At 67.4% G+C, this 12,416-nt stretch carries 8 protein-coding genes; 3 read left to right on the top strand and 5 right to left on the bottom strand.

Annotated features, from left to right (window positions below; genetic code table 11):
- The first annotated feature begins 51 nt into the window (after positions 1 to 51).
- Positions 52 to 1,476: an FAD-binding oxidoreductase gene (locus ASF41_RS05485; RefSeq protein ID WP_056491490.1), complete on the top strand. Its 1,425-nt coding sequence runs from the start codon at positions 52 to 54 to the stop codon at positions 1,474 to 1,476.
- 7 nt (positions 1,477 to 1,483) lie between these two features.
- Here the strand turns inward: ASF41_RS05485 and ASF41_RS05480 are convergent, their stop codons facing one another.
- From ASF41_RS05480 to ASF41_RS05470, 3 genes are read right to left on the bottom strand one after another with little or no spacing between them, the layout of a single operon-like run.
- Positions 1,484 to 2,533, bottom strand: a complete 1,050-nt coding sequence (locus tag ASF41_RS05480; RefSeq protein WP_056491488.1) for a sensor histidine kinase — start codon at positions 2,531 to 2,533, stop codon at positions 1,484 to 1,486.
- A gap of 13 nt (positions 2,534 to 2,546) precedes the next feature.
- The gene (locus ASF41_RS05475; protein ID WP_056212883.1) at positions 2,547 to 2,960 is read right to left on the bottom strand and encodes a response regulator; all 414 of its coding nucleotides are present in this window, start codon (positions 2,958 to 2,960) and stop codon (positions 2,547 to 2,549) included.
- Between the two features lie 35 nt (positions 2,961 to 2,995).
- Entirely contained in the window at positions 2,996 to 5,002 is a 2,007-nt protein-coding gene (locus ASF41_RS05470) for an MHYT domain-containing protein (RefSeq protein ID WP_348271622.1), read from the bottom strand.
- 54 nt (positions 5,003 to 5,056) lie between these two features.
- On the opposite strand from ASF41_RS05470, the gene ASF41_RS05465 reads away from it, so the two are divergent.
- Positions 5,057 to 6,679, top strand: coding sequence for an ABC-F family ATP-binding cassette domain-containing protein (locus ASF41_RS05465; RefSeq protein ID WP_056212767.1), 1,623 nt, complete (start codon positions 5,057 to 5,059; stop codon positions 6,677 to 6,679).
- A 374-nt stretch (positions 6,680 to 7,053) separates the two neighbouring features.
- Positions 7,054 to 7,287 (top strand): hypothetical protein, encoded by a 234-nt coding sequence (locus tag ASF41_RS05460; protein ID WP_244479567.1) that lies wholly within the window; start codon positions 7,054 to 7,056, stop codon positions 7,285 to 7,287.
- Between the two features lie 250 nt (positions 7,288 to 7,537).
- Here the strand turns inward: ASF41_RS05460 and ASF41_RS05455 are convergent, their stop codons facing one another.
- Both ASF41_RS05455 and ASF41_RS05450 read right to left on the bottom strand, forming a co-directional pair.
- Positions 7,538 to 10,714, bottom strand: a complete 3,177-nt coding sequence (locus tag ASF41_RS05455; RefSeq protein WP_056491480.1) for an efflux RND transporter permease subunit — start codon at positions 10,712 to 10,714, stop codon at positions 7,538 to 7,540.
- A gap of 32 nt (positions 10,715 to 10,746) precedes the next feature.
- Entirely contained in the window at positions 10,747 to 12,084 is a 1,338-nt protein-coding gene (locus ASF41_RS05450; protein WP_244476346.1) for an efflux RND transporter periplasmic adaptor subunit, read from the bottom strand.
- Positions 12,085 to 12,416: the final 332 nt, after the last annotated feature.

Here is a 12,416-nt window from a genome sequence, read left to right as displayed (position 1 = left end):
CCGTCCCCGACGATCGAACCCGCGCGACCTCAGCCAGGAAAAGTCTCCCCCATGCCGGAATCCCTGCCGGACCGCGACGCCCTCGCCCCCTTCGAGGCCCTGCTGGGCTCCGGCGGGCTCCTCACCGACCCCGCCCTGACCGGGCGCTACACCCGCGACCAGCGCGACCTGATGCTGGGCGAGACCCCCGCCGTGCTGCGCCCGCGCAGCGTGGAGGAGGTCCAGGCGCTCGTCGGGCTCGCCCGGGCCCAGGGCTTCGGCCTCGTGCCCCAGGGCGGCAACACCGGCTATGTCGGCGGAGCGACGCCGGAGCCGGGCCGGCGCCAGCTCGTGGTCAGCCTGGAGCGGATGACCCGCATCCGCGCCGTCGACCCTCTGAACTTCACTCTCTCCTGCGACGCCGGCACCATCCTGGCGGACGCCCAGAAAGCCGCCGAGGCCGACGGGCTGTTCCTGCCGCTGAGCCTCGGCTCCGAAGGCAGCTGCCGCCTCGGCGGCAACCTCGGCACCAATGCGGGGGGTCTCCAGGTCCTGCGCTACGGCATGGCCCGCGACCTCGTCCTCGGCCTGGAGGTGGTGCTGCCGGACGGAACGCTGTTCTCCGACATGCGGACCCTGCGCAAGAACAACATCGGCTACGACCTGAAGCAGCTCTTCATCGGTGCCGAGGGGACGCTGGGCATCATCACCGGGGTCGTCCTCAAGCTCTGGCCGGCCCAGGGCCAGCGGGCGACCGCCTGGCTTGAACTCGCCGCAGGGGCGCCGATCCCCGAGATGGCCGCCCTGGTGCGCCGGGAAACCTCCGACCTCGCCTCGACCTTCGAGCTGATCTCCGCCTCCTCCCTCGGCCTCGTCACGGAGATGCGCGGCGCCGAGACCGGCTTGAAGGCCGGACCCGGGGGGGCGGTGCTCCTCGAGCTCACCGCTTCCTCGGAGCGCATCCCCCTCGACGACGTGCTGATGGGATGCTTGGAGGCCCTGATGGAACGGGGCTGGGTGGTCGACGCGGTGCTGGCCCAGTCCGAGACCCAGCGCCGGGCCTTCTGGGCGGTGCGCGAGACGATTCCCGAGGGGGAGAAGCATGCCGGCGGATCGGTCAAGCACGATATCGCCGTGCCGATCTCCCGCCTGACCGATTTTCTCGCCCGCGGGGCCGCCCTGCTCGCCGAGCGCCTGCCGGACGTCCGGCTCTCGGTCTACGGCCATGTCGGCGACGGCAACCTGCACTACAACCTCGTCGTGCCGGCGGGCCGCGACCGGGTCGCGTTCACGCGCGAGATCGAGGCGGGTTTTGCCCACGACCTCTACACGATTGCGCTGGAATACGGTGGCGGATACAGCGCGGAATACGGCATCGGTCGCTTCAAGCGCGACCTGTTGGATCGCTACTCGGATCCCGCCCGCCTGCGCCTGATTGCGGCGGTCAAGCACGGTCTCGACCCGGACGGGATCATGAACGCGGGCGCGCTGGTCTAGGGACGCCTCAGTGCTGGAAGGAGAGCGTCGCCCGGGTGCCGATCGGACCGCCGCCATAGACCAGGGCCGAGCGCAGGTTCGTCGCCATCGCCCGGATGATCCGGGAGCCGAGGCCGGTGCCCCGCGGCTGGCCCTCGCCGGTCCAGCCGATGCCGTCATCCTCCACGGTCAAAGTCAGGCCATCGCTGCCCTGCCGAGCGATGGAGACCCGAATTTCCCCTGACGCCTCAGGAGGATAGGCGTATTTGTAGGCGTTGGTCACGAGCTCGGTGACCACGACGCCGACCGAGACGGCCTTGTCGGTGGCGAGCCGCACCGGCGCCGCGTCCAGGCGGATGGCGTGGTCGCGCCCGGCCGCCTTCATGGCCGCCTGGAGCTCCTCCACGAGGCTCGCCAGATAGGCGTCGAGGTCCACCGCCTCCACGTCGTCGGAGGTGTAGAGCCGGCGGTGGATACCCGCGATCGCCGAGATCCGGGCCTGCATCTCCTGGAGCGCGGCCTTCGCCGCCGGGTCCGTCACCGCGTTGGTCTGCATGTGGGTCAGGGCCGCCACCAGCGCCAGCGAGTTGGCGACGCGGTGGTTCACCTCCCGCAGCATGATCTCGGCCCGGTCGCGCGCCTCCCGCACCGCCTGCTCGGCCCGCTCCTTGTCCCGCCGCAGAGCCTCCTGTCGCAGAGCGGTATCGATGGCCTCGCCGAGGAGCTCGCGGAACTGGCCCTGCAGGTCCTTCCAGACGTAGTCGACGGCCCCCGCCTTCAGGGCCGCCACCGCGACGCGGCTGTCCTCCGAGCCGGTGACGTAGACCACCGGCGGCGCCTCCGGCAGGGCGCGGATGGCCGGCAGGATGTCGAGGCCGGTCTGGCCGGGCATGTGATGATCGAGGGCGACGACGTCGATGCCGCCCTGCCCAAGACGCGCCAGTCCGGCATCGCCGTCGAGGGCGAGCTCCACGGCGTAGCCCCGCGCCGCGAGGGCGCGCTGCACGAGCCGCCCCAGGCCAGGGTCGTCGTCGATGTAGAGGACGCGACCGCGGCCTGGAGGCGCGGGCTCGGTCATGTGCGGTCCGATGTCATGGGTTTTCCGGCACCTGCATCACGGAGAAGAACAGCCCGAGCTGCCGGATGGCGTTGGCGAAGCCCTCGTAGTTGACGGGCTTGGTGATGTAGACGTTCGCGCCGAGGTCGTAGCAGCGCTGGATCTCGCGCTGGTCGTCCGTCGTGGTGAGGACGACGACGGGCGAGCGCTTGGTGTGGGTGTTCGCCTTCACCTTCTCGAGGATGTCGATGCCGGTCATGTCCGGCAGGTTCAGGTCGAGAAGGATCAGCAGGTGGCGCTTGGCGCTCGCCTCGCCGGTGCCGTCGGCGCCGAGGAGATATTCGAGCGCCGACGTCCCGTCCCGGAAGGGCAGGATGGTGTTGTTCACACCGGCGCGGCGGATGTTGCGCTCGATCAGGCGCGCATGGCCCTCATCGTCCTCGATCATGACGATTTCGACGGCGTTCACGCTTCGCTCCGCACCTATTCGGCGGCGAGCCGCATCGGCGGCCCGTCCTGTCCCTGACCTGTAGCGGTCTCGCGCGGCAGCGTCACGCTGAAGGTTGTGCCCACCCCCAGTTCCGACGCGACCTCGATCCGGCCGCCGAGGGACCGGACCAACGCCTTGACGTGGGCGAGCCCGATGCCCTCCCCCGGCCGATCCTGCGCTCCGGAGCGTCGGAACAGTTCGAACACCCGTGCATGGTCCCGCTCGGCGATGCCCCGGCCATTGTCTGCGACGCTGTAGCGGACGCGGCCGCCCCCCAGCACTTGTGCCTTGATTTCGATCCGCCCCGGCCGTGCCGGGTCGAGATACTTGACCGCGTTGTCGATGAGATTGCCGAAGATCTGCTCGATCGCCAGCCGGTCGGCGACGAGACGCGGTAGGTCCGGCGCGATGACGACGCGGGCGCCCACCTGCTCGGTCTGGTGGTGCTGTGCGTCGGCGAGGCGGCGCAGCAGGCTCGTCATGTCGAGGCGTTCCGGCGTGAAGCTGCGCCGCCCTTCCCGCGACAGCTTCAGGATGGCGGCGATCAGGCGCTCCATGCGCGTCACCGCGGCCTTGATGAAGCCGAGAGCCTCGCCGAGATCCGCGTCGATCCGCTCTGCCTGCGGATGCCCCTGAAGGGCGGCGCGCACGTCCTCGCGGGTCGTTTCCAGCTCGCTCGTGAACCCCATGACATTCACGAGGGGCGCGCGCAGGTCGTGGCTCACGATGTAGGCGTAGCGCTGGATCTCCTCGTTGGACTCGCGCAGTTCGGCTTCGGCTTGGCGCTGCTCGGTGATGTCGGTGTGGACGCCCACCCATTCCCGGATCGACCCGTCATCGTGAAAGACCGGTACGGCGCGGATGGCGTAGTGGCGCCAGGCGCCATCGGCGGAGCGCACCCGGTGCTCGTGAACGAAGGTCCGCCGCGCCCGCACGGTCTCGTTCCACGCTTCGATGCTGGTCTGCTGATCGTGGGGGTGGACGGCCTTGGCCCAGCCGTAGCCTTCGTACTCGGCCCGGCTCTGCCCCGTGATGGCGCTCCAGCCCGGCTGCTCGCCGAGCATCCGGCCCTCTGCATCGTTGGTCCAGAGCACGCCACGCACGGCCTGTACGGCGGCGCGGAAGCGCCCCTCGCTGGCCTGGAGGTCGCTCTGGACCCGCTGCTGGTCGAAGGAGGAGGCGAGCATCGCCAGGAATAGGATCAGGAAGGTCGCACCGGCCACCGCCAGCGCCAGGTTCTGCTGTACGGCGCCGAGACCGGTCGGATGCGCACCGGCGTCTTCGGGCGAGAAGGTCGCCGCGGCCATGCCGGTGTAGTGCATGCCCGCCACCGCGAGGCCCATCACGGTGGCGGCGATGAGCGTCTGCCATACGCTGTTCTGGCGCAGGGTGAGCCAGAGGGCCGCCGTCGCTGCCGTGACCGCGATGACGACCGACAGCGCCACCAGCGGCCAGGCATAGGTGAGATGGCCCGGCATCTGCATCGCTGCCATGCCGGTGTAGTGCATCGCGGCCACCCCCAGGCCCATGACAGGGCCGGCGACGAACAGGTCGCGTCGCGTCGCGCCCGGCCGGCTGATCCACGCGAAGGCGGCACCGGTGCAGGCGATGGCCAGCGCGAGGGACAGGGCCGTGGTGCCGAGATCGTAGGCGACCGGCATTCCCATCTCGAAAGCCAGCATGCCGACGAAGTGCATCGACCAGATCCCGCCGCCCATCGCGCAGGCGGCAGCAGCGATCCAGGCCCAGCGGCGCCTGCCCGCCGAGCCCCGGCCGCGGCCACCGAGATCCAGCGCGGTGTAGGAGGCGAAGATCGCGATCGTGACGGACAGGGCGACGAGCGCCGGATTGTAGCCGGTGTGGAGCATCGGGGGCGCGGAGAGACCGTTCTGACCGTGAAAGCGCCAGCCTAGCGGGTCTCCGCCTCGAGGACCATCGGCGCCGAACGCGGAGGACGCGCCGGCCCGGTGCCGGGCTGCACTACCCCTCGGGGCGCACATGCCGTAAGGCCGCAGCACCCGCCCGAACCTCCGTGAGCCCGTGATCCGCATCCCATGATCCGCCTCGAAAAAATCGGCAAGCAGAACGGCCGCCAGATCGTCTTCATCGAGGCCTCCGCCGCCCTCCAGCGGGGCGAGAAGGTCGGTCTGGTTGGCCCCAACGGTGCCGGCAAGACCACTCTGTTCCGGATGATTACCGGCGAGGAGCAGCCCGACGAGGGCCAGGTCGCCGCGGATCGCGGCATCACCATCGGGTATTTCAGCCAGGACGTCGGCGAGATGTCCGGCCGTACCGTCGTCTCCGAGGTGATGAACGGCGCCGGCCCTGTCAGCGAGATCGGCGCCGAGCTGAAGGAGGTCGAGCAGGCCCTGGCCGATCCGGACCGGGCCGACGAGATGGAGGCGCTGATCGAGCGCTACGGCGAGGTCCAGGCCCGCTTCGAGGAACTCGACGGCTATGCCCTGGAGGGGCGTGCCTACGAGGTGCTGGCGGGCTTGAGCTTCTCCCAGGAGATGATGGACGGCGACGTCGGCAAGCTCTCGGGCGGCTGGAAGATGCGCGTGGCGCTCGCCCGCATCCTCCTGATGAACCCCGACGTCATGCTCCTCGACGAGCCGAGCAACCATCTCGACCTGGAGAGCCTGATCTGGCTCGAAGCCTTTCTCAAGGGCTATGAGGGCGCCCTGTTGATGACTTCGCACGACCGCGAGTTCATGAATCGCATCGTCACGAAGATCGTCGAGATCGACGGCGGACAGCTCACCACCTACTCGGGCGACTACGCCTTCTACGAGCAGCAGCGGACGCTTAACGAGACGCAGCAACAGGCCCAATTCGAGCGCCAGCAGGCGATGCTCGCCAAGGAGATCAAGTTCATCGAGCGTTTCAAGGCGCGGGCCTCCCACGCTGCCCAGGTGCAGAGCCGGGTGAAGAAGCTCGACAAGATCGAGCGGGTGGAGCCGCCCAAGCGCCGCCAGAGCGTCGCCTTCGAATTTCTGCCCGCCCCCCGCTCCGGCGACGACGTCGTGATGCTCAAGAACGTGCACAAGCGCTACGGCAGCCGCACCATCTACGAGGGCCTCGACTTCTCGATCCGGCGGCGCGAGCGCTGGTGCGTGATGGGCATCAACGGGGCCGGCAAGTCGACGCTCCTCAAGCTCGTGACCGGAACCGCCAAGCCCGACGACGGCAACGTCGCGGTCGGTGGCAGCGTCAAGCTCGGCTACTTCGCGCAACACGCCATGGACGTGCTGGACGGCGACCGCACGGTGTTCGGGTTCCTGGAGGATTCCTTCCCGCAAGCGGGCCAGGGCTCTCTCCGGGCGCTGGCCGGCTGCTTCGGCTTCTCGGGAGACGACGTGGAGAAGCGCTGCCGAGTGCTCTCAGGTGGCGAGAAGGCCCGCCTCGTGATGGCGCGAATGCTCTACGACCCGCCGAACTTCCTCGTCCTCGACGAGCCCACCAACCACCTCGACATGGGCACCAAGGAGATGCTGATCGCCGCCCTTGCGAACTACGAGGGGACGATGCTGTTCGTGAGCCACGACCGCCACTTCCTCGCCGCCCTGTCGAACCGCGTCCTCGAACTCACGCCGGACGGAATCCATCAGTATGGCGGCGGCTACACCGAGTACGTTTCACGCACGGGGCAGGAGGCGCCGGGACTGCGGAGCTGATGGTCGACGCGATGGGACGGCCGGCATTGTGGCTGATCCGATGCTGGCTCGCAGCGGACAGGTCGACCTCGCTCGCATCACGAGCCTGCAGGCAGCGCGTGGAGGAGGAATTGTCGTACGGACAGCCCCTTGAGGCTGCCATCGGACCCAGGGCGACCGTTGGAAGCGAGGCGCTCGCCATCCCTGAACTTGAAATGAACAAAAAGTCAGATTAACTGAATATGAACGAACAGCCTTCCACACTCGGCTGCCACTCACCAACCAGGAGTACGGATATGTCCAGCGGACTGTTCCAGAACCTGCCGGGCGCTCATGAAATGGGAGGGCTTCAGGCCCTCCCGAGTGAGCCGTGGCTTCTCCCGATCTCGGACCGATTGGACGCCGCGACGACGGATGCCGATCGACTGGAAGCGACTGTGCGGCTGTCCGTTCGTCCCTTCCAGCGGGCTGCGAACGCCCTTATGGCGGCGCTCCTGCTTCTCCTGTCGGTGCAGATCGGTGCGGATTGGATGAACGCCCGAACCCCGCATCCGACCACAAACCAGATCGCGGACGCGACGCCGCCGGACATGCCGGTGACGAAGGCCACGCTGACCATCAACAACTGAGCGCTTTTCGTGCCGGTCGCATGACCGACCCGCTACCGAGCGGGTCGTGAGGCCGCCCGCTTATTCGTCGCGGCGGCGGGATCGACCCCTCCTTCGGAACGACCTCAACATCGTGAGATCGTTGTTCGCCGGCCGCGTCATCCCTTGATGTGCGAGACGATCGGCACCTTTCAACCGCCCCCCTCTAAGGTTCCCTGATCGCGTTCTGAGCCCAGTCAAAGGCCGGGTGTCGGCGCGCGGTTAGGCCGGGTCAAGCGGTGACCGAAGCCGGCTGCAAAGCTGCGGTCGATCGCGGGTCACCATCCTCCTCCTCGGCCAGTCCGGGCTTTCGCCGCGAAAGCGTGAGGATGAGCACCGGCAGGATCAGCAGGATGAGGAGCGGCGCCAGGCTCATGCCGCCGACGACGACCAGCGCCAGGGGCTTCTGAACCTGCGATCCGACACCATTCGAAAAGGCGGCCGGCAGGAGGCCGACGCCGGCGACCACGCAGGTCATCACCACCGGCCGGAGCTGCGTGTGACAGGTCCGCAGCATCGCCCGCACCCGCTCCTCTCCCTCGATGATCAGACCGTTGAAGTGCGACAGCACGATGATGCCGTCCATCACGGCGATGCCGAGAAGCGCGATGAATCCGATCGCCGCCGAGACGCTGAACGGTGTGTCGGTGATCACCAGGGCGAGCACGCCGCCGGCCGCTGCCATCGGGATGACGCTGAGCGCCAGCAGCATGTCGATCGCGGAGCCGAAGTTCATGAACAGCAGGATCGCGATGAGGCCGATGGCGATCGGGACGGTCACCGACAGGCGCGCCAGGGCACCCTGCATGTTGTTGAATTCGCCCACGAGTTCGAGGCGGTAGCCCCGCGGCAGGGCCACCTCGGCGTTCACGCGCTCACGTGCCTCCAGGATCGCGCTGCCGAGGTCGCGGTCGCGGACGCTGAACTTCACCGGAAGGTAGCGCTCCTGGCCCTCCCGGTAGATGTAGGCCGGCCCTGAGACGAGGGCGACCTGGGCGACCTCGCTCAGGGGCACCTGCATCAGCGTGCCGTTCGGCCCCTGCCCGGAGATGCGCAGGTTGCGGATGGAGGCCACGCTCTGGCGGAACTGCTCGGCGAGGCGGATGACGATCGGATAGTGACGATCCGAGCCGCTGTCGTAGAGGTCGCCGGCGCTGTCGCCGCCGATGGCGGTGCGGACCGTGGCATTGATGTCGCCGGGGGTGAGGCCGTAGCGTGCGGCACGGACCCGGTCGACGTCGATCTGCACCGTGGGCTGACCGAGCGACGTGAACACGCCGAGATCGGTTACGCCGGGCACCTTGCGGAGCACGGCCTCGACGCGGTTGGCAACCGCCGTCAAGGTTTCAAGGTCGGATCCGAACACCTTGAACGAGTTCTCGCCCTTGATGCCGGAAACCGCCTCGGCGACGTTGTCCTGCAGGTACTGCGAGACGTTGAACTCCACGCCGGGGAAATCGGTGCGCAGCCGGTCGAGGAGATCGCCGACCATCCGGTCCTTGGTCATGCTCGGCCGCCACTTCTCGGCCGGCTTGAGCGGCGCGAAGAACTCGCCGTTGAAGAAGCCGGCGGCATCGGTGCCGTCATCCGGGCGGCCGTGCTGCGAGACGACGCTCTCGACCTCCGGCACCGCTGCGATGATGCGGCGGATCCGGTTGACGTAGAGGTTTCCCTCCTCCAGCGAGATCGTCGCCGGCATGGTGGCACGCAGCCAGAGATTGCCCTCCTCGAGCTTGGGCAGGAATTCCAGGCCGAGCTGGCGCCCCGCCACGCCGACTCCGGCGGTGAGTAGCAGCGCGAGGCCGAGGGTTAGGATGCGATTGCCCAGGGCGGCGCGGATGGCGGGCCGGTAGAGCCGGTCCAGGGTCCGCACGAGGATCGTCTCGACCTCTTCGACATGGGCTGGAAGGAGGTAGGCGGAGAGGACGGGCGTCACCGTGAAGGTGGCGATGAGCCCGCCGAGCAGCGCGTAGGCGTAGGTCTGCGCCATCGGCCCGAAGATGTGGCCTTCCACCCCCGTCAGGGTGAAGAGCGGCAGGAAGCCCGTGACGATGATGATCGCCGCGAAGACGATCGAGCGACTGACGTCCCCGGAGGCTTGGCGGATCCGCAGGAGTTTGCCTGCGAGGCCCGGCCGGACCACCTCCCCTGTCGGTGTCCCGTGACCGGAGAGCCGCCGGAAGATCGCCTCCACCATGATCACCGTTCCATCGACGATCAGTCCGAAATCCAGGGCGCCGACGGAGAGCAGGTTCGCCGACTCGCCGCGCACCACCAGAATGATGACGGCGAAGAACAGCGCGAAGGGGATGGTCGCCACCACGATGAGGGCGCTGCGCAGATTGCCGAGAAAGAGCCACTGCACGATGAGGATCAGCACGATGCCGACCAGCATGTTGTGCAGCACGGTGTGCGTGGTGACCGCGATGAGGTCGGCCCGGTCGTAGATCCGCTCGATCCGGACGCCCGGCGGCAGCAGGCCCATGGCCTCGATGCGCCCCACCTCCGCCTGTACGGCAGCGATGGTCGGCGTGCTCTCCTCGCCCCGCCGCATCAGCACGATGCCCTGGACGATGTCATCGTCGTCGTTCATGCCGGCGATGCCGAGGCGTGGCTGGTGCCCGATCGTGACGGTGGCGACGTCCTTGACCAGCACCGGTGCGCCGCCCGACTGCGTCAGCACTGTCTCGCCGATGTCGTCGGTGGAGCGAATCAAGCCGACACCGCGCACCACAGCCGACTGGGTGCCGAGATTGATCCGGTTGCCGCCGACGTTCAGGTTGCTGTCGTTCAGGGTCTTCACGACGCCCGACAGGGTCAACCCGTAGGCGGTGAGCCGGTCCAGGTCGACGGCGATGTCGAAGGTCTTGGTCTTGCCGCCCCAGCCGATCACGTCGATGACGCCCGGCACGGCGCGGAAGCGCCGACGCAGCACCCAGTCCTGCAGGGATTTCAGGTCGAGGACGCTGTAGCCCGCCGGCGCCGTCAGTTTGTAGCGAAAGATCTCACCGATGGGGCTCACCGGCGAGATGGTCGGCTTGGCGCCGTTGGGAAGGGCGTCGAGCTGGGCCAGCCGGTTCAGCACCTGCTGCTCGGCCTCGCGGTAGCTGAACTCGAAGCCGAACTGCAGCTTCACATCCGACAGCCCGTAGAGGGAGACCGAGCGGACCTGCTTCAGGTTCGGCAAGCCGGAGGTGATCACCTCGATCGGCACGGTGACGTAGCGCTCGATCTCCTCGCCCGACAGACCATTCGCTTGCGTGATCACGTCGATCATCGGCGGGGTCGGGTCCGGATAGGCCTCGATGTTCAGGGTTCGGAAGGCGACCAGCCCGCAGGCCAGCAGCAGAACGAACGCGAGAACCACCAGGGCACGCTGGCGCAGCGCGAGATGGACGAGGCCGGTCATGCGTTGGGTTCCTGCTGACGGGAGCCGACGGATCAGCCCCGGGTCACCATCCGGTCGATGAAGAGGGAGCCGCGCGAGATCACACGCTCGCCGGTCGCCAGACCTTCGAGGATCTCGATCTTGCTTCCGTCGATGATGCCGGGTTTGACCCGGCGGCTCTCGACCGTGTTGTCGGCCTTCAACACCCAGACGCTCGCCTTGCTGCCCTCCAGCACGACCGCTGCACGGGGGACCGATTGCGACAGGGTTTCGCGCTCGTTGATGATGCGCACGGTGGCGTACATCTCGGGCTTCAGCAGATTCTGTGTGTTGTCGATATCGGCCCGAACAGTGATGCGACGGGTCGTCGGGTCGACGGACGATCCGATGAAGTTGATCCGCCCCTCGAAGACCTTGTCGGGATAGGCGAGTACGCGGAACTTGAGCCGATCGCCGAGATCGACCTTCGCCGCGTCCGGCTCACGCAGCTGCGCGATGAGCCAGACCTTGGACAGGTCGCCGATGATGTACGAGGGGTCGCTGCCCCCGGTGCCGACATACTGACCCGGTCCGATCTTGCGCTGGATGATCGTTCCCTTGAGGGGCGCGTTGATCGCCGTTTCGGGGTTGATCGAGCCCTTCTGTAGATTGGCGACCTCGTCGTCGCGCAGGCCCAGGATGCGCAGCCGGTTGCGCACGGCCTCCAGACCGACCTCGGCCGTCCGGGCATCGTTGGTGGCCGTGTTCAGATCGTTCTGCGCGGATTGGAGCTCGCGCAGCGTGGTGACCCGCGAATCATAGAGATCGTGCAGGCGCTTCTCGGCGGCCTGGGCGTAGCCGAGCTGTGACCGTGCCTTGGCCAGGACGTTTAAGGCCGCAAGATAGTCGTTCTGGGCCTGGACCATCTCGTTGGCCTGGATCGAGAAGAGGCGCTCACCCTTCTGCACCTGCTCGCCGGTGCGCGCGAAGATGGCGATGACCCGACCCGGATAGGGGGAGAACACCGGGGTGGCCTGATACTCGTCGACGCCGATCTTACCCTCGGTGGTGATCTCCTCGTAGAAGAGGCGCTGCTCCACCGTCTCAGTGTCGATGGCGGCCAGCTGGTCCGGGCTGAGGACGAAATCGCCGTTGCTCGGTGGTGTGACCGTGACGGCTGCCGGCGTCGGCGTCGTTGCAGCACCCGCGAGCGTACTGGGCAGCCACAAGAAGCCAGCAACGCAAAGACTTGAGGCGACTAAGAGAATGGAAACCTGAGTGCGATGCTTCAACCCGACGAGTGGAGCGAACGAACCCTGAGGCTCAATCATCGAATCAATCTCGCATGTCTTCGCATTTGTGCACTCATCCGGTCCAGCCGGATGGTGCGTCGGTCTGTAGAAGGCCGTCACCTGAGATACAAGCGTGGCCCATTCACGATTTGGTCGCGTCGTCCATCGCGTGATCGGTGTGGCTTCCCGGCCCCGAGAAACGGGTCGCTCCGACAGATCGCGCGGCTTCCCAATATTGGGCTGCCGCCCGTCGTTCGGCCCGTGTAGGAGCTCGAAGTTCGGACGAGAAAACCCCGCGGACCCTAAGGCCTGCGGGGTTAAAGTTGCGTCACATGAATCCCTGGGAGGGACCTTTGGTATACTACATGCCAATTAGGGCACAGCAAGGGGTATCGTGCGCCATGACGATTTATCCTGCCAGCGGCACTGCGGGGCGCAGAGAAATTTTTCTC

The organism is Methylobacterium sp. Leaf111 (assembly GCF_001423285.1).
Classification (GTDB): domain Bacteria; phylum Pseudomonadota; class Alphaproteobacteria; order Rhizobiales; family Beijerinckiaceae; genus Methylobacterium.
The sequence above is the reverse complement of the archived record's forward strand: the minus strand, read 5'-3'. Positions and strand labels throughout refer to the sequence as shown.

Bases quoted from the DNA above. Each gene is read 5' to 3' on its own strand.
- ASF41_RS05485 (WP_056491490.1), top strand. From the start codon at position 52: ATGCCGGAATCCCTGCCGGACCGCGACGCCCTCGCCCCCTTCGAGGCC.
- ASF41_RS05465 (WP_056212767.1), top strand. From the start codon at position 5,057: ATGATCCGCCTCGAAAAAATCGGCAAGCAGAACGGCCGCCAGATCGTC.
- ASF41_RS05455 (WP_056491480.1), bottom strand. From the start codon at position 10,714: ATGACCGGCCTCGTCCATCTCGCGCTGCGCCAGCGTGCCCTGGTGGTT.
- ASF41_RS05470 (WP_348271622.1), bottom strand. From the start codon at position 5,002: ATGTGCGCCCCGAGGGGTAGTGCAGCCCGGCACCGGGCCGGCGCGTCC.
- ASF41_RS05480 (WP_056491488.1), bottom strand. From the start codon at position 2,533: ATGACCGAGCCCGCGCCTCCAGGCCGCGGTCGCGTCCTCTACATCGAC.
- ASF41_RS05475 (WP_056212883.1), bottom strand. From the start codon at position 2,960: ATGATCGAGGACGATGAGGGCCATGCGCGCCTGATCGAGCGCAACATC.